Source organism: Streptococcus sp. ST16 (genome assembly GCF_046098135.1).
GTDB lineage: Bacteria > Bacillota > Bacilli > Lactobacillales > Streptococcaceae > Streptococcus.
Genome location: NZ_JBJUSE010000014.1, coordinates 21,120 through 41,415 on the forward strand (window position 1 = coordinate 21,120; position 20,296 = coordinate 41,415).

Annotated in this window: 23 protein-coding genes; 3 read left to right on the top strand and 20 right to left on the bottom strand. The window is 42.2% G+C overall.

Annotated features, from left to right (window positions below; translation table 11 throughout):
* Window positions 1-137 precede the first annotated feature (137 nt).
* The 9 genes from infB to ACIY14_RS08285 all read right to left on the bottom strand — a co-directional run bounded on the left by infB (window position 138) and on the right by ACIY14_RS08285 (window position 8,584).
* On the bottom strand, window positions 138-2,924 hold the full coding sequence (gene infB, locus ACIY14_RS08245) for a translation initiation factor IF-2 (RefSeq protein WP_409002223.1): 2,787 nt from the start codon (window positions 2,922-2,924) through the stop codon (window positions 138-140).
* A 16-nt stretch (window positions 2,925-2,940) separates the two neighbouring features.
* On the bottom strand, window positions 2,941-3,240 hold the full coding sequence (locus ACIY14_RS08250; protein WP_409002224.1) for a YlxQ-related RNA-binding protein: 300 nt from the start codon (window positions 3,238-3,240) through the stop codon (window positions 2,941-2,943).
* On the bottom strand, window positions 3,233-3,526 hold the full coding sequence (gene rnpM / locus ACIY14_RS08255) for an RNase P modulator RnpM (RefSeq protein WP_000857560.1): 294 nt from the start codon (window positions 3,524-3,526) through the stop codon (window positions 3,233-3,235). Before rnpM ends, ACIY14_RS08250 begins: the two co-directional genes overlap by 8 nt.
* Window positions 3,527-3,547: 21 nt before the next feature.
* A complete protein-coding gene (nusA, locus tag ACIY14_RS08260; RefSeq protein WP_000032278.1) occupies window positions 3,548-4,684 on the bottom strand; it encodes a transcription termination factor NusA in 1,137 nt (378 codons plus the stop codon).
* 42 nt (window positions 4,685-4,726) lie between these two features.
* Complete coding sequence (gene rimP / locus ACIY14_RS08265; RefSeq protein ID WP_409002240.1) at window positions 4,727-5,206, bottom strand: ribosome maturation factor RimP; 480 nt, start codon at window positions 5,204-5,206, stop codon at window positions 4,727-4,729.
* Window positions 5,207-5,332: 126 nt separating this feature from the next.
* Window positions 5,333-5,968 carry a tRNA (guanosine(46)-N7)-methyltransferase TrmB gene (trmB, locus tag ACIY14_RS08270; protein ID WP_409002225.1) on the bottom strand — a complete coding sequence of 212 codons (636 nt, stop codon included), beginning with the start codon at window positions 5,966-5,968 and terminating at the stop codon, window positions 5,333-5,335.
* The gene (gene ccrZ, locus ACIY14_RS08275; protein WP_221161125.1) at window positions 5,965-6,759 is read right to left on the bottom strand and encodes a cell cycle regulator CcrZ; all 795 of its coding nucleotides are present in this window, start codon (window positions 6,757-6,759) and stop codon (window positions 5,965-5,967) included. Before ccrZ ends, trmB begins: the two co-directional genes overlap by 4 nt.
* Window positions 6,760-6,806: 47 nt before the next feature.
* Window positions 6,807-7,856, bottom strand: a complete 1,050-nt coding sequence (locus ACIY14_RS08280; protein ID WP_409002226.1) for an ABC transporter permease — start codon at window positions 7,854-7,856, stop codon at window positions 6,807-6,809.
* Window positions 7,853-8,584 (bottom strand): ABC transporter ATP-binding protein, encoded by a 732-nt coding sequence (locus ACIY14_RS08285; protein WP_409002227.1) that lies wholly within the window; start codon window positions 8,582-8,584, stop codon window positions 7,853-7,855. Before ACIY14_RS08285 ends, ACIY14_RS08280 begins: the two co-directional genes overlap by 4 nt.
* A gap of 67 nt (window positions 8,585-8,651) precedes the next feature.
* Here ACIY14_RS08285 and ACIY14_RS08290 point away from each other — a divergent pair, with 67 nt between their 5' ends.
* From ACIY14_RS08290 to ACIY14_RS08300, 3 genes are all read left to right on the top strand, one after another.
* Window positions 8,652-9,062, top strand: coding sequence for an HIT family protein (locus ACIY14_RS08290; protein ID WP_409002228.1), 411 nt, complete (start codon window positions 8,652-8,654; stop codon window positions 9,060-9,062).
* 9 nt (window positions 9,063-9,071) lie between these two features.
* Complete coding sequence (locus ACIY14_RS08295; RefSeq protein WP_409002229.1) at window positions 9,072-9,350, top strand: hypothetical protein; 279 nt, start codon at window positions 9,072-9,074, stop codon at window positions 9,348-9,350.
* 63 nt (window positions 9,351-9,413) lie between these two features.
* Complete coding sequence (locus ACIY14_RS08300; RefSeq protein WP_409002230.1) at window positions 9,414-10,073, top strand: hypothetical protein; 660 nt, start codon at window positions 9,414-9,416, stop codon at window positions 10,071-10,073.
* Between the two features lie 76 nt (window positions 10,074-10,149).
* Here ACIY14_RS08300 and dnaJ read toward each other — a convergent pair whose 3' ends face one another.
* The 11 genes from dnaJ to ACIY14_RS08355 form a co-directional block, all read right to left on the bottom strand.
* Window positions 10,150-11,286, bottom strand: a complete 1,137-nt coding sequence (gene dnaJ, locus ACIY14_RS08305; protein ID WP_409002231.1) for a molecular chaperone DnaJ — start codon at window positions 11,284-11,286, stop codon at window positions 10,150-10,152.
* Window positions 11,287-11,550: 264 nt separating this feature from the next.
* Window positions 11,551-12,183, bottom strand: coding sequence for a DJ-1/PfpI family protein (locus tag ACIY14_RS08310; protein WP_409002232.1), 633 nt, complete (start codon window positions 12,181-12,183; stop codon window positions 11,551-11,553).
* 214 nt (window positions 12,184-12,397) lie between these two features.
* Window positions 12,398-14,221, bottom strand: a complete 1,824-nt coding sequence (gene dnaK / locus ACIY14_RS08315) for a molecular chaperone DnaK (protein ID WP_409002233.1) — start codon at window positions 14,219-14,221, stop codon at window positions 12,398-12,400.
* A gap of 236 nt (window positions 14,222-14,457) precedes the next feature.
* Window positions 14,458-14,973, bottom strand: coding sequence for a nucleotide exchange factor GrpE (gene grpE / locus ACIY14_RS08320; protein ID WP_409002234.1), 516 nt, complete (start codon window positions 14,971-14,973; stop codon window positions 14,458-14,460).
* 26 nt (window positions 14,974-14,999) lie between these two features.
* Entirely contained in the window at window positions 15,000-16,034 is a 1,035-nt protein-coding gene (gene hrcA / locus ACIY14_RS08325) for a heat-inducible transcriptional repressor HrcA (protein WP_409002241.1), read from the bottom strand.
* A gap of 160 nt (window positions 16,035-16,194) precedes the next feature.
* Window positions 16,195-16,707 (bottom strand): DUF2812 domain-containing protein, encoded by a 513-nt coding sequence (locus ACIY14_RS08330; protein ID WP_409002235.1) that lies wholly within the window; start codon window positions 16,705-16,707, stop codon window positions 16,195-16,197.
* Window positions 16,708-16,741: 34 nt separating this feature from the next.
* The gene (locus ACIY14_RS08335) at window positions 16,742-17,317 is read right to left on the bottom strand and encodes a DUF2812 domain-containing protein (protein ID WP_409002236.1); all 576 of its coding nucleotides are present in this window, start codon (window positions 17,315-17,317) and stop codon (window positions 16,742-16,744) included.
* A complete protein-coding gene (locus tag ACIY14_RS08340; RefSeq protein WP_409002237.1) occupies window positions 17,317-17,637 on the bottom strand; it encodes a PadR family transcriptional regulator in 321 nt (106 codons plus the stop codon). Before ACIY14_RS08340 ends, ACIY14_RS08335 begins: the two co-directional genes overlap by 1 nt.
* A 113-nt stretch (window positions 17,638-17,750) precedes the next feature.
* A complete protein-coding gene (glnA, locus tag ACIY14_RS08345) occupies window positions 17,751-19,097 on the bottom strand; it encodes a type I glutamate--ammonia ligase (protein ID WP_409002238.1) in 1,347 nt (448 codons plus the stop codon).
* A 36-nt stretch (window positions 19,098-19,133) separates the two neighbouring features.
* Window positions 19,134-19,490: a transcriptional repressor GlnR gene (gene glnR, locus ACIY14_RS08350; RefSeq protein ID WP_000659550.1), complete on the bottom strand. Its 357-nt coding sequence runs from the start codon at window positions 19,488-19,490 to the stop codon at window positions 19,134-19,136.
* 76 nt (window positions 19,491-19,566) lie between these two features.
* Complete coding sequence (locus ACIY14_RS08355) at window positions 19,567-20,094, bottom strand: FUSC family protein (protein WP_409002239.1); 528 nt, start codon at window positions 20,092-20,094, stop codon at window positions 19,567-19,569.
* Window positions 20,095-20,296: the final 202 nt, after the last annotated feature.

Genomic DNA, 20,296 nt, shown 5'->3' on the forward strand with positions numbered 1-20,296 from the left:
CTTTCGCCGTGGTGAAAGTGATGGAACTGATTTATCAGTCCCATCACAGGGGATTTTTGAGACCCTAGGCTCAAAAATAAGCAATGAAACCATCGGTTTGCTTGCGTCCCTCCCCACCTAAGAAAGGAGCAAAAATCTTATCTCTTAATTTCTTCCATGATGTAGGCCTCAATCACATCATCCATCTTGATATCATTGTAGCCATCAATCATCAATCCACCTTCACGGCCGTTTGTAACTTCTTTGACGTCATCTTTGTAGTGTTTCAAGCTTGCAAGTTCACCATCATAGATAACAACACCATCACGAATAACACGGACTTTAGAGTCACGGGTAACTTTACCACTCGTAACCATGAATCCACCGATGGTTCCCACTTTAGATACCTTGAAGGTTTCACGGATGATTGCTTCACCGATAACTTTTTCTTCGAATTCTGGATCAAGCATTCCTTTCATGGCTTCTTCCATCTCTTCGATAACCTTGTAGATAATGCTGTGGAGACGGATTTCTACATCATCTTCTTCTGCTTGTTGACGAGCTTGTGGTGTAGGACGCACGTTGAAACCGATGATAAAGGCATTTGAAGCTTCCGCAAGAGTCACATCGGATTCGTTGATGGCACCGACCGCTGAGTGAACGATGGTAACTTTGACACCTTCTACATCGATCTTTTGAAGCGAGGCAGAAAGGGCTTCAACCGAACCTTGTACGTCGGCCTTGATGATGACGTTAACAGACTTGAGCTCACCCGCTTTAAGCGTATCAAAGAGGTTTTCAAGGCTGACACGTTGGGTTACTTGACGTTGCTTCATAAGAGCACGTTTTGCACGTTCTTCACCTGCTGCACGCGCAGATTTTTCATCTTCGTAAACAGCAAAATGGTCACCCGCCATTGGCGCTTCGTTCAAACCTGTGATAGAAACTGGCGTTGATGGTCCTGCTACCTTGACACGACGACCAAGATCATTTGTCATAGCACGGACACGACCGAAGGTATTTCCGACAACGATAGGATCTTGCACATTCAGAGTACCTTGTTGGACAAGAAGGGTTGCGACCGCACCTTTCCCTTTATCCAAGCGAGCTTCGATAACAGTACCAATGGCACGAACTGTTGGATCTGCTTTGAGTTCTTGGATTTCAGCCACAAGTAGAACCGTTTCCAAGAGTTCATCGATATTTTGGTTGAATTTAGCTGAGATTTCTACAAACTCAGAATCTCCACCCCAGGCAGTTGACATGACACCGTGTTCAGCCAATTCACCGATAACACGTTCTGGATTAGCACCTGGTTTATCAATCTTGTTGATGGCTACGATGATTGGAACGTTCGCTGCTTTTGAGTGGTTGATGGCTTCGATAGTTTGAGGCATAACCCCGTCGTCTGCCGCTACAACCAAGATGGTAATGTCGGTAACAGAGGCGCCACGCGCACGCATAGATGTAAAGGCCGCGTGTCCTGGTGTATCAAGGAAGGTAATCTTCTTGCCATTTTCCACAATTTGGTAGGCACCGATATGCTGAGTGATACCACCCGCTTCACCCGTCGCAACACGAGAGTTACGAAGGGTATCTAGAAGGGTTGTTTTACCATGGTCAACGTGTCCCATAATGGTGACAACTGGTGGACGCTCTACCAATTCATCTTCATTGAGATAACCATCTTCGACGAAGAAACGTTCGATGTCCGCATTGTCCACTTCAACCTTTTGTTTGGCTTCGATACCGTAATCCACCATGAGAAGTTCAATGGTTTCTCCATCCAAGGATTGGTTTTGTGTGGCCATAATTCCCATCATGAAAAGCTTCTTAACGATTTCAGCTGGTTCACGTTTGATACGTTTTGCGATTTCTGCAACAGTCATACCATCTGTATATTCGAATTCTGTTGGCAATTCGTGGAACTTACGCTCTGTAACAGGTTTTGGAGTCTGATTACGATTGTTCTTGTTATTGCCTTTTTTGTTCTTCTTATTGTTATTCCAGTTACTATTTCTTTGATTTCTCACTTGATTTTGACTACTTCGATTCTTTTGTTGTTTTCTAGGACCATCTTCTTCGTGATCATAATCGTCACGTTCTTTGTCTGGTCGAGCCTGTTTTTTACGACGTGTATCCACTGGCGCTTCTTTCGCTACAGGAGCTACTGTTACGGCTGGCTGCGTTTGTTCAGCTAGCTTAGCAGCTTCTTCAAAGATTTCCTCTGGCTCCTTGCGTTTATTAGCTTGAGCCAAGGCTTCTTTGGCAGCTTGCGATTGTTTGAAGCGCTCCTCGCTTGAGCGTGCGTACTCTGCATTTTGCTCTGCTTTTAGGGCTGCTGCACGGGCTTTAAAGTCAACACGTGGTCCAGCTTGTTTTGGCTGGAAGTCTTGTTGCTGACGGCGATTATTGCCACGATTCCCTTGACCTTGTGGTTTTTTCCCTTGATCGTTAAAACGGCGATTGTCGCGGTTTCCTTGACCAGGTTTGCCACCATTACGGCCGTCGTTTTTCTGACGGTTACCGTTTTGTTGTTGGTCACGGTTATTGCCCTTGTTTTGTTTGCGTCGCTCTGCCTGCTCTTTGGCACGCGCCTCACGCTCCGCCTTGAAGTTTCGACTTTGTGGTCTCGCTGCCACTACTTTTTCTTCCTTAGGAGCTGCGGGTGTAGCTGGTTTACTTTCTTCCTTAGCAACAGCTGGTTTAGCTGATGCAGGCTTTTCTGCTTTCTTTTCTACACTTGCTTTTGGTGCTACAGGTTTTGCTTCTGCCTTAGGAGCAGGTGCAGATTTAAAGCTCGCTGCGATTTGCTCAGCAGCAGCAGCTTCCACGCTCGATGAGTGGCTTTTCACATCCAAGCCCAACTCTTTTGCACGCGCTACAACTTCTTTACTTTCTTTTCCAAGTTCTTTTGCGATTTCGTACAATCTTTTCTTAGACAAATCATGTCCTCCTCTTCTATTCCATAAGAGACCTCATTTTCTTTGTAAATCCAGCATCTGTCACAGCCAAAACCTTTCTCGGCTTCCCGACTGCTATGCTTAATTCCAGTGTTGAAAACACGGTTATAACTTCTACTTGATAATAGTCACTTTTATCTTGAATCTTCTTGGTCAGATTAGGAGCAGCATCATGGGCTAGAAAGACTAGCTTGGCTTTCTGGTCTTGGATGGCCTTGACCACCAATTCCTCACCCGATATAATCCGGCCTGCTCGCTGAGCAAGTCCCAAGAGATTGCTTATCTTTTGCTTATTCAAGTCCTAACTCTCTTCTTTTTACTTTGTGATCCACATAAGCGATCAACTCGTCATAAAAGCTTTCTTCCACTTCCATGTTAAAGCTGCGGTTAAAGACTTTCTTCTTTTTTGCCTCTAGGGCTTCGGCATTGTCTAGCTTGATATAAGCGCCACGGCCATTGGCCTTGCCTGTCGGATCGATAAAGACCTGTCCTTCTTTGTTCTTGACAATGCGGAGCAAATCACGCTTATCAATCACTTCGTTGGATACAACAGACTTGCGCAAAGGGATTTTTCTTGTTTTCATCTTTCCCTCCTCTAGCAGCTTTTATTCTTCTGTCAATTCATCCGCAGCTGCGTAATCCACTTGACCTGCTTCTTCCATAGCTTCAAATTCACTTGCAGACTTGATATCGATACGGTAACCTGTCAAATGAGCTGCTAAGCGAACGTTTTGTCCACGGCGACCGATTGCAAGAGAAAGCTTGTTATCAGGTACAACGACCAAGGCTCGTTTGCTGTCATTTTCATCAAAGATAACTTGGTCAACTTCAGCAGGAGCAATGGCATTGTAGATAAACTCAGCTGGATCTGCTACCCACTCGATAACGTCGATGTTTTCTTCGACAGGAATCATGCGATCGCTCTTGGCATCGTAACGAGCTGGGTGGAATTTGCTGGTGATTTTCTTGATGTTGGCACCACCACGCCCAACGATTGTCCCAATAGCGTCCACGTTGGGATTGTGGCTACGAACAGCAACCTTAGTACGGTCACCAGCTTCGCGGGCTACGCTCATGATTTCAACAGTTCCATCGTACACTTCTGGAATTTCTTGCTCCATCAAGCGTTTGATCATTTCTGGATGGCTACGGCTAACAAAGACGTTGACACCACGAGGATTGTCTTCAACCTTGTAGACATATACTTCGATACGGTCGTGGGAAGCAAAGACTTCTCCAGGGATTTGGTCTTGTTTGGACAATTGGGCTTCGATGCTGCCAAGGTTGACGTAAATAAAGCGGTTGTCAAAGCGTTCTACTGTACCAGACATGATTTCTTGTTCATGTTCTTTATAAGTATTGTAGGTGATGGCACGTGTTTGCTTGCGCATTTTTTCCATGATGGTTTGTTTGGCAGATTGGGCTGCTACACGACCAAACTCAGCTGGTGCTTCTTCAAACTTGATTTTGTCACCAAGCTCATAGGCTGAATTAATGGCAAGAGCATCTTTCAAGCTGATTTCCAAACGGCTATCAAATACTTCATCAACAACTTCACGAACAGTATAGACAGTAAAGTCACCTGTTTTTTCGTTGAAGTCAATGGCTACACTGTCAGATTGACCATAGCGTCTGCGATAAGCGGAACGAAGCGACTCTACTACTGCGTCGATGATGTCTTCTTTTTTGATTCCCTTGTCTTCTTCCAAAATGCGGAAGGCCTCTAGCATTTCTTTACTCATGTTCTTTTTACTTTTGAATCCTCAAAAGCTATCCTTTCTTTTCTATAGTTTTACTGCTAAACGTGCTTTTGATACTAAACTGTATGGAATTTGGACAGTTTTCTTACGTGTTTTGTCCATATACTCCATAGTCAACTCATCCCCTTCAAAGGATACTAAGGTCCCTTCAAAGACTTTTTGCTTATCGATGGCTTGGTAGAGCCCGACATGAATGTATTTCCCAACTGCTCCAGCGACAGCATCCTTGGCTTTCAAAGGACGTTCCAAACCTGGACTGGTGATTTCTAGGAAATATTGTTCCGGGAAGGGATCGGGCTTGATGGTGTCTAGGACAGGACTGATAATTTCTGTCAGGTCTGCCGTGTCGTTCAAGGTAATTCCTTCGGGTTTATCTACAAAAATACTGAGAATCATGTCACTGCCAATCTTTCCATACTCGATATCCACGAGTTCGAAAGGTGCTTGGATGACAGGTTCTACAACTTCTCTGACTAATTCTACGATTGTTGCGATTGCGTCCACCTCCTCATAAGCAAGAGGCGAAGATATTTCCCCGCCTCTCTTTCTCATATTCTTACTATCAGTATAGCACGTTTGTCAATTTATGTAAAGCATTAGCACTCAAACAGCTGGTTTTCAAGCTATTTCTTAAAATTCTGCTTCAACTCGGTAGATCACTTGACCTTTGCTGGAGAATTTTTGCTCATACTCTGTCATGACATTGCCTTCAAAATCACTGGCATGCAAGTTCAGCCAAACACCATTGAGTTTCATCCCATACTGGGAAAAGCTCACTAGACTATACTCAAACAAGCCACGGTTATCTGTCTTGAAATGGATTTCCCCATTCTCAGGCAAGATGCGCTTGAAGGTATCCAAGAAACTCTTGTAAGTCAAACGACGTTTTTCATGGCGTTTTTTAGGCCAGGGATCTGAAAAGTTTAGGTAGAGACGATCAATCTCACCGTCTTCAAAGTAGTCAGTCAAATCTGAACCATCTACCCACAGCAACTTGATGTTGGGCACTCCAACTTCTAATACCTTATCCAAGGCATAACTCAATACCGACTTTTGAATGTCAATCCCGATGTAGTTGATGTCAGGGTTTTGTTTGGCCATTCCAGATACGAAGGCCCCTTTCCCACTTCCAACCTCAACATGAATAGGATGATCATTTCCAAACAAGTCTCGCCATTTCCCTTTTGCTTCTAAGGGATTGAGGACCACATACTGAGGATTCGCCTCTAGTAATTCTGTCGCCCCTTTACGATTTCTAACTCTCATCTCTTCTTTCCATACTTGTCACGGAAGACACGCAAGGCGTAAATCTCCCGGTTTACATTGTCTAAATCTTGATTTTCACAGTATTTGGCAATCTGGTTCAAATAAGAATACTGACCATACCAATACAATTTATCTAACACTGTCTGATTGTACTTATAGCCGTAGTCTCTCAACCATTGACGCCACTGATGATCTGGAATGTAGTGGCATAGCAAATGCGCCACATCAAACATACGATCCGTCAGGCGAACCGAATCCCAATCCACTAGATAAACGAGTCCACTCTCTGTCTCAATCCAATTACTATGGCGAAGATCCCCATGCACAATCGTTGCATGGTCTTCCCTAAAACCTGGAACCGTCTTACCTAGCTCCGCAATCACACTGTTCAAATAGTGATTCTGCTTCAAGATTTCTGGCACTCCTTGCTGCCAAGAACGCAATAAATCAACTGGTGTTTCCATGGTATATCCCAAACGGCTCAACTGCTTCATCAAAGGACGCGAGCGGTGAAGGCGGTTCAAGATATTGATAATCTGCTTACGATTCATGTCGTAAGGGGTCAAGATTTTGCCCGTCAGCCATTCCTGAGCACACATATCACTGCCATCTGGCAAACGACGAGTCCATAGTAATTGAGGAGCGATCTGTTCTCTGGCTAGGCCAGGTAGGATTGGAGAGGTGTTCATTTTTACAAAGACGCGCTTCCCATCAGGGTAGCTTCCCATATAAGCCTTGCCGCTCTTCCCAGGTATCGGGGTCAGCGTTAGCTCATTATCACCCAAGTCCATTTCTTTCCTCCGTATAAAGTTTCCTTACTATTCTACTAGTTTTTGGTCTATTCGTCAACCAATCTTTTTAGTTGGTAAGGCAAATAAAACAATTGTAGGAAGAGACTAGCTCCTACAAGAGCCAACAAGGCTATTTTTTCTTGAAAAACTACTGCTCCGACCAGCAATTCTAACAAAAGAACTGCACTTCCCACACCGACTACAATCTGTTTCAATCCCTTTTCTTTCTCCCCTTTTTCTAATGGAAAGAGCTGGGTCAAGTATTGGTAGTCAAAGGCGTGATAGAGGGCTAGCAATTGGAAGAGCAAGAGGTAGTTAAATAGAACCACCACTGCTGTCGCTATCCAAGCTTGCTTGATAAAAACTAGAGCTAGCAAGGATAGGAGCAAGAGGCGCAAACTGAGAGCAAAGAGATCTCCATTTCGCAGATAAGAACGAAGATAGAGGTTTTGCCAAATCTTCCCTGGAACCTTTTGAACAGTCTTTAGGATAAAATCCAAATAAGCGCGACGTCTGACACTATTTGAAACGCCCTTGACCTGCGTAAAGAGAGCAAAGAAACGAAGCAAGACTTGCTTTCGCTTGCTTTCTTGGGAAATGACAAAGTCCCAGTCGAGACCAGTCTCAGTAAAAAATTTACTGGCTTTTTGGCGAAAGAGGAGGTATTTCCCAGCTCCCAGTAAAAGCACATAGATGAGAAAGACTGGCAAACCATAGCCCATGGCTAAAAATAAGGGCGCAAATAAAAGCAAGAAAAGGGTTTGGACAAAGAGCCAAAAGACCAGTGAGCGCACCGTCTGCCCTTTGAGGTGAGACTTAACCTCCTCTTCACTGACTAAGAGAAAGAGCTTGTCTGGTGCCTCCATATAGGTCGCGATTCCTCCCCAGGCCAAAAGCAAGGCAGATACAATCCCCAAAAACAAGAGGATAGGCCAATGATTTCCAGGAAAATGTTGCAAGAGTTGACTGTACTGGTAGGCTAAAAAACCGATGAGAACTAGCAGGAACAAGACAAAGTGGTCATTGAGGACATAGCGCAAATAACCAAGACACTCCTTACGAAAAGCCTGCTTTCGCTTTAAAAACAAGTCTTTCATAGCTCCTCCTCTTTGGTCAGAGCCAAGTAAATGTCATTCAAACTCGCTTCAGGCATGTCAAATGCTTCGCGCAGTTGCTCCAAATTTCCCTGAGCCCGAACCTCTCCCTTGTGGAGAATGACAAAGGCATCACACATCTTTTCCGCCGAGTCCAGAACATGGGTACTCATGAGAATGGACTTGCCTTTTTGCTTTTCTACTTCTAGAAGCTGAATCAAGTCAGAAATGGCCAGCGGATCGAGCCCAAGGAAAGGCTCATCAACGATGAAAAGACTCGGATCCACGACAAAAGCACAGATAATCATGACCTTCTGCTTCATCCCTTTGGAAAAATGCACTGGGAACCAGTCTAATTTTTGATCCAAACGAAACATTTTTAACAAAGATTCTACTCGCTCAAAAGCCACTTTTTGATCAATACCATAGGCCATGGCCACCGTCTCGATATGCTCTCTAAGAGTCAATTCCTCATACAGACTAGGCGTTTCTGGGATATAGCCAATCTGTTTGCGATAGTTGGTTGCATCTTCCCGCAGGGTGAAACCATTAATCCTGATTTCCCCACTGTAAGGTGTCAACAGACCAATAATCTCATTGATTGTCGTTGATTTCCCAGCACCGTTGAGCCCAATCAAACCGACCAACTGCCCACTTTCAACTGTAAAGGACACATCTTTCAAGACAGGAACGTGAACATAACCTCCTGTCAGGTTTTTAATTTCTAACATATTTTCTCCGAATCTGGTATAATGTAGCTATATTATATCAAAATTCAATACAGTAGAGGTGGATTTTATGTCAGATTGCATTTTTTGTAAGATCATCGCAGGGGAGATTCCTGCTTCAAAAGTATACGAGGATGAGCAGGTGCTTGCCTTTCTTGATATCTCTCAAGTAACGCCTGGACATACCTTAGTCGTACCAAAAGAACATTATCGCAATCTTTTGGAGATGGATGCAGCAAGTGCCAGCCAACTCTTTGCCCAAGTGCCATTAGTAGCTCAAAAAGTTATGAAAGCTACCAAAGCTGCTGGTATGAATATCATCGCCAACTGCGAGGAAGTCGCGGGTCAAACGGTCTTTCATACACACGTGCACCTCGTACCTCGCTACAGTGCAGAAGATGACCTTAAGATTGACTTTATCGCCCACGAACCAGACTTTGACAAACTTGCTCAAGTCGCTGAAACTATTAGAAATGCCTAAGGAGATGCCATGAAACTATCCAATCTATTGCTATTTGCAGGTGCTGCAGCTGGAAGTTATTTTGTCGTAAAAAATCGCCAAGCCATCACAGAGGAATTTATGGATACTAGCGACCGTGTCGAAGCTATGAAGGAGGATTTAGATGTCATTCAAAACAGCCTGCAAATCATCGACCAACAAAAAGCCCTTATCAAGGAATACCAAAAAGACTTGACCTACAAATTCAAAGTCTTGGAAAAAGATTTCCAAACCAGAATGGCGGTCCTCCAAGAAGAAAAACAAGAATAAGAAAGCCTCCAACTTTCCTTAAATCCATTTTGGGTTACTAGATTCGAACAGAAAAGGGAGGGAATGAAAGTGAAACAGTTTTTAAAAGTTCTAGCGAAGGTCATCGCGATCCCTTGCGGCTGCCTCTGCCTTCTTGTAGCCTTGGCATTTCTACTAGTGGCCAATCTTTTCAAGGCTTCACCGAGTGACATCCGTGAGGGAAATGAAGCCTTAAAACAAATCTTTATCTCCCTTGACCTCCCTCCCGAGAAAGTCGAATCAGATGGACACTATCAATACGAGGGTGGAGGCCTAGATTTTTATGTTACTTTCTCAGACGAGGTCATCAATAATCACCCCGTCCTAAAAGAAAGTCCAAAACTCACCAAAAACCGACTGGAAGTCTATGTCCTACAGGCAGGGGATATTTCATACCATAAGGTAGGAGACAACTTGTTCAATCACGGTTTAATACAATTTTTAGAGGAGGAGGGCGAGAAGTATTTCCAAGAAAAAGGAAAGAAATCAAAATCTTCTTACACAATTCTAAATTGGAATGATCAGGAAAGTCTTAAAAAGGGAATTGCATTCTATGAAAAAGCTTTGACCTTAGTGGATATTCAGGATAATTCGGCGATCAAACATATCGATACTGTCACTGTGAAACCTGGTAAAGAAGCGGAACTCAAGCAACTCATTCAGGAGATGGATACAGCTAGCTTGCTCACTCAAAAGTATAAATAGTAGACTAACTGGAAAATGATTTTTCGACGCTAAATTTTCAATGATAACAAAAAAGAGCCCACCGGCTCTTTTTGTTTTATTCTCCTTCAAAGGCATCTTTTATGTGGTCAAAGAAGCCTTTTTTCTTTGGATTGACTTTCAAGTCACCTGCAGCTGCGAATTCTTTAAGCGCAGCTTTTTGGCGGTCGTTCAAACCTGTCGGAGTCACGACATTAACTGTAACATATTGGTCACCAACGGCACCACCACGAAGGCTCGGTGCTCCCTTGCCACGTAGACGGAATCTCTTGCCAGTCTGAGTTCCCTCTGGGATGACCAATTCAACATCACCATGCACGGTTGGAATTTCCACAGTATCACCAAGAGCTGCTTGGACAAAGTTGAGGTTCAGATTGTAGAAAATAGTCGTTCCTTCACGTTCAAACTTATCACTAGCTTCCACAGAAACCACTACATACAAGTCTCCGTAAGGTCCACCGTTAAAGCCAGCTTCACCTTGACCAGCTAGACGAATTTGTTGGCCTGTTTCCACACCAGCAGGGATTTTTACATGTACGCTATGAGCTTGTTTTTCATGACCTGTACCGTGACAAGTTGTACATGGGTCTTTGATTTCTTTTCCACGACCATGACAGACATCACAGGTTACTTGGCGACGCATCATACCAAGAGGAGTCTGCGTATCGACGTTAATAACACCAGCGCCATGACAGCGTCCACAAGTTACTGGACTTGTCCCTGACTTAGCACCAGATCCATTACATGTACGACAGCTTGCTTCACGGTTGTACTTGACTTCTTTTTCAGTTCCGAAGATAGCTTCTTCAAAGGTCAAGTTCACACGATACTGGAGGTCATCCCCTTGACGAGGGGCGTTTGGATTGCGCGAAGCACCGCCTCCACCAAAGAAACTTGAGAAAATATCCTCAAAACCACCGAAGCCACCTGCTCCGTCAAAGCCACCGAAACCGCCAGCACCACCAAAGCCACCGTTGGCACCTGCAGCACCATATTGGTCGTAGGCTGCACGTTTTTGGTCGTCACTCAAAGTCTCATAGGCTTCTTGAACTTCCTTGTATTTTTCCTCAGCGCCAGGCTCCTTGTTGATATCTGGGTGGTATTTCTTCGAAAGCTTACGATAAGCCTTTTTGATCTCGTCTGCCGAAGCGTTTTTTGACACCCCCAGACGATCATAAAATTCAGTATTGTTCATACAAGATACTAAGAGCGAACAGAAAGCGACTGAAATTTAGGAAACCGACAAGAAATCCTGATTTCTTAGGAGTTTTATCTAATTTCCAAGCTTTCCGCTCGAGTTCAATTACGAACACCCTTATTCCTTTCTGTTAATATTGCGGAACGAGACCACGATTTAGGTCGGATTCAATTCCTTTCTTTTATATTGAGTCAGAAATTTTGGAACCCGTGTTCAGTTACGAACACTCTTTGTTCCTTTCTATAATTTATAGGTAAATCATTAGAGGGTATTTTCTATACTCTGCTTCACTTCATCAAACTCTTTGTCCGATAGAGTAAAAATCAAGTCCTCTTCTGAATATTCGTTCTGTTCTTTAAAATAGTTGTCAGTATTTTCGGCCAAACCTAGACCAAGAATCACTTTTCTTGCAAACTCTTGATGTGCAAAGCCAATAGCAGTAATGATATTTTTATCTTGCAGGACAGCTTTTGCTTTGAAATTTTCCCGAGGAAGAAACTCAAAATAGTCAAAGAAGTTTTGCCAAATCCCACCAGTAAATTTCGTGTTATTCAACAAGCCAGCTTTCGCTAACAAAATGGGCGCAGAAGAAATTGCTGTAATTAAGATATCCTGCTCACCGAGTTCTCTCAAAAAAGAATTTAATTTTTCATCCTGTAGAGCAGGTCCTATATTTACCATTCCTGGTAAAATGATACAAGAATACTCTTCTATACAGATTCGATCCAATGTTTTTGTAGGTTGACAAGGTAAACCATCATCAGATATAACTATCGAATAATCTGAAGCAACATAATCAATCGTGATGTCAAAAGACAGAGCTAAAGTACTTGTTAAAGCGGTTATCTCATAAAGAGAAAAATTAGAATAAATGATACAAAGTACTTTTTTCATACGCAACATCCTCTATTTTACCGAAAAACAGAGGCTGGGTTGCAACCTCTGGATTTCTTCCTATCATTACGACGTTCGAGTTTTAAAAATCAAACTAGTAATGCTAAATCGAGCACTCCCTAACCTCTTGGCGAAAAAGACAAATCTTCCTAGAAACTAAAGTTTCTGCGTCAGATTCCTATTTTCACTGTGAGGTTTTAACGGGCTTTGCATCTTATTTTTCAGTAAACTCTCCGTCTACGACGTCATCGCCTGCGTTTCCTGTTGCTTGTGCACCTTCTGCTCCTGCTTGAGCTTGTTGTGCTGCTGCAGCTTGTTCGTAAAGTTTAACAGCAAGGCCTTGAGCTTTTTCGTTCAAAGCTTCGAGTTTTGCTTTCATTTCGTCCAAGTTGTTGTCTTCTTGGGCTTTCTTAAGCTCATCAAGGGCAGTTTGGGCAGCATCGCGTTCTGCGTCGAAGCCTTTGCCTTCAGTTTCCTTGATGGTCTTTTCAGTCGCAAAGATAGCTTGGTCTACTTCGTTACGAAGATCAACTTCTTCTTTACGTTTCTTATCTGCTTCAGCGTTTGCTTCTGCATCTTTCATCATGCGGTCGATTTCTTCGTCTGTCAAACCTGAGTTTGATTGGATAACAATTGTTTGTTCTTTTTGAGTTCCAAGATCTTTAGCCTTAACAGATACGATACCGTTCTTGTCGATATCAAATGTTACTTCGATTTGTGGGATACCACGAGGTGCAGCTGGGATATCAGTCAATTGGAAACGTCCAAGAGTCTTGTTATCTGCTGCCATTGGGCGTTCACCTTGAAGAACATGAATATCAACGGCTGGTTGGTTATCTGCTGCAGTTGAGAAGACTTGTGATTTAGATGTTGGAATAGTAGTGTTGCGATCGATAAGTTTTGTGAAGACGCCACCCATTGTTTCGATACCAAGTGACAATGGCGTTACGTCAAGAAGGACAACGTCTTTAACATCACCAGTGATCACACCACCTTGGATGGCAGCACCCATAGCAACTACTTCATCAGGGTTTACTGATTTGTTTGGCTCTTTACCAGTTTCAGCCTTAACAGCTTCTACAACAGCTGGGATACGAGTAGAACCACCAACAAGGATGACTTCATCGATTTCTGACAAGCTCAAACCTGCATCTGAAAGGGCTTGACGAACTGGAACTTTTGTACGTTCTACAAGGTCACGAGTCAAATCGTCAAATTTCGCACGAGTCAAAGTCATTTCTAAGTGAAGAGGTCCAGATTCACCAGCAGTGATGAATGGCAAGCTGATTTGTGTTGAAGTCACACCAGAAAGGTCTTTCTTCGCTTTTTCTGCCGCATCTTTCAAACGTTGCATTGCCATCTTATCAGTAGACAAGTCAATACCGTTTTCTTTCTTGAATTCTGCAATCATGTGATTGATGATTTTTTGGTCAAAGTCGTCACCACCGAGTTTGTTATCCCCTGCAGTCGCCAATACATCGAAGACACCGTCACCCAATTCAAGGATAGATACGTCGAATGTACCACCACCAAGGTCAAATACCAAGATTTTTTCTTCTTTGTCAGTCTTGTCCAAACCATAAGCAAGAGCTGCTGCAGTTGGTTCGTTGACGATACGTTCTACTTCAAGACCAGCGATTTTACCAGCGTCTTTTGTTGCTTGACGTTGAGCATCGTTAAAGTAAGCTGGAACTGTGATAACTGCTTTAGTAACTTTTTCACCAAGGTAGTCTTCAGCATAACCTTTCAAGTATTGAAGGATCATAGCTGAGATTTCTTGTGGAGTGTATTCTTTTCCATTTGCAGAAACTTTTTCAGAAGTTCCCATCTTAGATTTGATAGAGATCACTGTATCTGGGTTTGTTACTGCTTGACGTTTTGCAGCGTCACCAACAATGATTTCACCATTTTTGAATGAAACTACAGATGGAGTTGTGCGGTTTCCTTCTGGGTTTGCGATGATTTTACTTTCAGTTCCTTCAAGAACTGCAACTGCTGAGTTTGTTGTACCTAAGTCAATACCTATAATTTTAGACATGTGTTTTTCTCCTTAAAATTTATATTCTATTTTTGACTTTTCTTAATATTCCCCTTAAGTGGTGGGGACGTGAGCAACTCCCTCTGGGACTTCATCACTTATTTTTGAGCCTATTGTCTCAAAAATCCCCTGTTTCACCACGGCGGGCAATATCTTCCTTGCAAGCCTCTGGCTTGCCTTTTATCTTTCTTCATAGTTTATTGTCGTTTCGGACAAGATTTTTCAAGTTTTCTAGCCTAGTTATAGACTACCACCATTGCTGGGCGTAGAATGCGATCATGGAGTTTGTAGCCTTTTTGAAAGACTTGGGCGATGGTATCTGCTGGATGTTCATCGTCTGCTGGGAGAGTTTGGATGGCCATATGATAGTTATGGTCAAATTCGCCATCAGCTGCGATTTCTTCGATTCCTTCTTCTTTCAAAGCATGAATCAAGCTTTCTTGCACCATCTCCAATCCTTTTTTGACGTCATCTGTCAAACCTTCAACGGCGAGTGCACGCTCAAGGTTGTCTAGTGAAGGAAGGATAGCCTTTCCTAAGTCTTGGCTTCGATAGCGTTGCAAGTTTTGACGCTCTTCATTAGCACGGCGTTGGATATTTTGCATTTCTGCATGAGCGCGAAGGTATTTATTTTCGAACTCGTCCGCACGTTCATTTGCCAAGTCCAACTCAGACTTCTCAGGAGTTGTTTCTTCTGTCGTCTCAACAACTTCCTCTTCTTTTATTTCTTCATTTTTTATATCTTGGGACATTTTCGCCTCCTTTAATGATTTCAATCTTAATGTACTTCATAATGATTACTGCTGAGATAGCGGTAAAAATCTGTCAACTTCATGGTCAAAACACGATTGACCACATTGACTTGATTGACCAATTGCTGGTAGTCCAGATTGACTGGACCGATAATCGCCAGAATTCCAAAACCTCGATAAGGGATGAGGAATTTACTGCTAATCACTGCCAGATCAGCTAGACAAGATTCTTGACTGTCCGCAACACGGACATTTTGCATCTGATCTTCATGCAGACCTTCACGAATTTCTAAGGCCACCTTCTGTGGTTGGTCAAAGAACTGATAGGCCGCTAGATTAGCAAAATTCAAGAGATTGACCTTGCCTGCCACCACAATATTTTCATTGAACATTTCTTTAAAAATGTGTTCAAAGAGATCCATGACATTGTCCGTTATTGTGAAGTAACGCTGGATAATCTGCGGAATCTCCGTCCGAATCTTGTAGTGAATATCTAGAACGGTGTGACCGAGGAAACGTTCCTGAATGATGCTCTTCAGTTTCAGTAAATCCTCCTGCAAGAAGTTCCTTGGAATCAGAAACTGACTAGTCACCGTTCGCGACTCGTCTAGGGTGAATACTGCCAAGGCTGTATGTTGCCCCAAAACAACGATATCAAAGGCTGTCAACCGTTGCCTGCTCGGCTCAACATCCAGTGCTACTACCGTACAGCCACTCAGGTCTGTCAGTAGATTAGCGGCCTCTTGCAGAATATCCTCCAATTTGAAGAATTCCTGATCAAGGGCTTTGACAATCTCGTATACCTCATTTTCAGCCAATCGGTCAAAATCCAGTGAGTGTTTCACATAGTATTGAAAACCAGCGACACTTGGCATCCGACCACTGGAAGTATGAGCCTTCTCAAGCAAACCTTGCTTTTCTAGAGCCGCCATGTCATTACGAATGGTAGCACTGCTAGAGTTAATAGACTCTTGCAAAGCTTTGGATCCGACAGGTTCGTGCGTTTTGGTAAAGATGTCGATAATCAGATTTAGAATATCCTGCTGACGCTCTGTAACCATCTCATCACTCCTCTCTGCCAGATTGATTAGCACTCGATACATCCAAGTGCTAACTCATGATTCTATTATACACCCTTAAAAGAGAATGTCAAGACAAAAACTCAAAAAATTAGCACTCTTTTATCAAGAGTGCTAAAAATCAGTCTGAAGACCTAGAAACTTACCTTCCATCTACTCGATATTTCCTTCTAAGTCTGAAAAAACCATAGATTAGATAAGAAATCATAAAGGCATATAGGGCAAAAATGACGAAGAAAGATTGCGACAGTTCTTCTCGAAACAAACTCATACAAACAACAAGACCACCTGAGAAAGCAGCTATACAGGAACGAAGCCTATACCGCATAACTTCCCACCTGATGGTCTTACTCATATAGACTTGATCCTCCGGAAGTAAATCAGAAAATGATTTACGAAGAATTGAACAAGAACCTGTTTCTATCAGTTCCCAACCTCTATTTCTAAAATCTTGCAGTTCATGCTTATACTTTTTAAGAAATCTAGAATCATAGATACGGTAGATGATATCGTCTGGTTGACATTGGTCAAAATAGAAAAAACCAAAGCGACTCGTTCTATACCTCCAACCTTTCAAATGCATCTCATGTAAATATTCTTCTACCTTATCCAAATCAAGAATAGTGAAGATCCTGAATTGCTTTTTATTTATCATGACTTCCCCTACAATTTTGAGCATAGGTACCCTATCATAAATCTGATAATTCCTTCTTTTTATGCCATAACTTCCAGCTAATATGAACGACTAAGAGCAGAAGGAGTAAAAACAAGAACAGATCTAGCCCAACCACAAGAAGCGCCCATAAACTAAAACCATTACTTCTTAGGAGAAATCTAAATAAGATTGGTGTCAGTATAGCTAACAAAAATAGAATGGGTAATAGTCTCAACTTTAAAATCCGATTAATCATACATAACTTACTCGTAGCATCGTTATAAATTTCAAACTCGGCATCCGACTCAATTCCAGAATGAAGCTTTCTAAAGTAGGAAAAACCATTAAAGTCTGTAATATGCTCCCATCCACAGTCTTTAAACAGTTGTAAATAGGAAGCTCTCTCTGATTTTTTCATAGGATAAAAATCCAACTGATAAGATACTTGCTCAGGTTGGCACTTTTCAAAGATATACTTAACTGTAGCCACTAAGATAGAATAGCTCACTTTTCTAAGTTTCCACCCCTTAGAATGCATTTCCCCTAGAAAAACTGCTTCCCTCTCATCATCCGCAATTGTAACAATTCTATAAACAACCTTCTTTTCCATCAACCTTCCTCCCGACTGTTTCTATAGAGCCGTCCAATACGTTTGACTTCGATTTCTAAAACTTTCCGACCCAAGTCTGTTATCTGATAGATTTTCCGTTTTTCCTCTTCGCGGACAAAGGAAATCAAACCATCCTTTTCCATCTTTGACAAGGTTCCATACATAGTCCCTGGACTAATCGAAACTTGCGAATCCGTCATATCTTTGACCTTTTGCGTAATACTATAACCATGACGTTCCTTTTGCAGACAGAACAAAATATAAAAACCCGTTTCCGTCATCGGAAGATAAACTCGACGAATCTTATCCGTTAATTCCATTTATAACCACCTCCTATCCAGTTCGATATATCGCAATTCGTTATACAAAATATATCACAGCTCGATATAAAACGCAAGAAAAAAGACCGCCCTCAGGTAATCTTTCTTCTATATTAGTAAAGATCTAAATAATTATCAACTTCCCATTGTGAAACAAATGTTGCATAGCTAGCCCACTCGATACGTTTCGCTTCAAGGAAGCTAGTGTAGATGTGTTCACCTAGGGCTGCCTTGACCACTTCATCTTCTGTCAAAGCTTTCAAGGCGTTATGAAGAGTTGATGGAAGGTCGGTAATTCCAGCTTCCTTACGCTCTTCTGCTGTCATGATGTAGATATTTTCTTCGATCGGAGCTGGTGCTTCGATTTTGTTTTCAATACCATGCAAACCAACTTCCAAAAGAACCGCCATAGCGATGTATGGGTTTGCCATTGGGTCCACTGAACGCAACTCAAGACGAGTTCCCATACCACGTGAAGCAGGCACGCGCACAAGTGGCGAACGGTTACGACCAGCCCAAGCAATGTAAACAGGCGCTTCATAACCTGGAACCAAACGTTTGTATGAGTTAACTGTTGGATTCATGATGGCAGTATAGTTGTAGGCATGCTTGATCAAACCACCAAGGAAATGGTAAGCCGTTTCTGACAACTGCATTCCTTTTGGATCGTTTGGATCAAAGAAGGCGTTATTTCCTTCAGCGTCAAACAAGGACATATTGCAGTGCATGCCTGATCCAGCAATACCAAATTTTGGTTTCGCCATAAAGGTTGCGTAAAGCCCGTGTTTACGAGCAATGGTTTTTACTACGAGTTTAAAGATTTGAATCTTATCACAGGCACGGAGGACTTCATCATACTTGAAGTCAATTTCATGTTGTCCAACCGCGACTTCGTGGTGACTTGCTTCTACTTCAAATCCCATTTTGGTCAAGACATTCACAATCTCACGACGTGTATTGTCCGCAAGGTCAGTAGGCGCCAAATCAAAGTAGCCACCCTTGTCATTTACTTCAAGTGTTGGGTCTCCATCTTCATCCAGTTTAAATAGGAAGAATTCTGGTTCTGGACCAAGGTTGAAGGATTTGAATCCTACTTCTCCCATGTGACGAAGAGCACGTTTCAAATTGCCACGAGGGTCACCTGCAAATGGTTTACCTTCTGTTGTATAGACATCACAAATCAAACCTGCAACACTTCCGTTTTCATCTCCCCAAGGGAAGACTGTCCATGTATCCAAGTCTGGGTACAAGTACATATCTGACTCATTGATACGTACAAAACCTTCAATAGAAGATCCATCAAACATAGCCTTATTTGACAAGACTTTATCTAACTGTTCATCTGTAGCAGGAATTTCGACGTTTTTCATCGTTCCCAAAATATCTGAGAACATGAGACGAATAAAGGTAACATTTTTTTCCTTGACTTCACGACGAATATCTGCAGCTGTGATTGGCATGGTTTTTCTCCTTAATATATGACTACTTGCGATTGCCTAACCGCGACCAAAAGGTGAATGTGCTGAAGCAAAGCGTCCCTGCTGGAGGAGTTCATTATGAAGTGCGCGACGCACCTCCGTCTGACTCACCACTTTCTTGGACTTCGCCTCACGTTCAGCATATTTTTTCTTAATGGCAGCGATATTGTAGCCTTCAGAGATATAATCTTTGATTTCAAGCAGACGATCCATATCATTCAACGAATACATGCGACGGTTTCCTTCGTTTCGATCAGGTTTAATCAACTCTTGATCTTCATAATAACGAATCTGACGCGCCGATAAATCGGTCAACTTCATAACACTGCCGATAGGAAAAACAGCCATGTTTCGGCGAAATTCTTTTTCCTTCATTTACAATTTCCTTCCTTCTGTCTATTATAGTCTAAAAAAAAACAAACGTCAATCGATAATGTTATAAAATGTAACATTATTTTTCTTTTTTCTCCAAAAAGAGATGAATACGATCAATATCATAATTTACGAGAATTGCGACAAAAACTCCCATAAAAGTTTCCGATACGCGTGCAAACACGTACAAAATTGTTTCACCGCTCGGTATTGATAGGGTAATGATTAACATAGCTGCTACACCACCAATAACCCCCGATTTATTATTCATGGCCACATTTGTCATAATGGTTAACATAGTGCAGATTGGAACAACCACCAAGGTCACCCAAAAGGCTCCGTGAAATAAGGTATTTAAGAGAAAAAAGATAAGGGCGTAAAAACCACCGATACTATTTCCTAGAATACGTGAAGTTCCAAAATGAACACTCTTATCAAAACTCTCCCTCAGACTAAAAACCGCTGTCAAAGCACCAATTTGAAGACCTTTCCAGCCAAAAAAGCCAAAAAGCAAAAGAACTAGAAAAACAGCAATTCCCGTTTTGAAAGTTCGCATACCAAGTTTGAACTGTGACTTATCAAATTTATATTTTTTAAAATAACTCATAATCTCAACTTTCTACTACCATTTTAACATAAATTAGTTGATTTTATGAGCCAGAATCAATCGGAAACGTTTTTAATTTAGGATATAAAAAAGAGGAAACAGAGTTCCTCTTTTCTATTTAACTTGGCTCTATAATTTCTGTAGTGGGTAAAACCACCATAGGGATTATGGAGCCTATTTTGTTGTAGAAAAAAGTCCCATA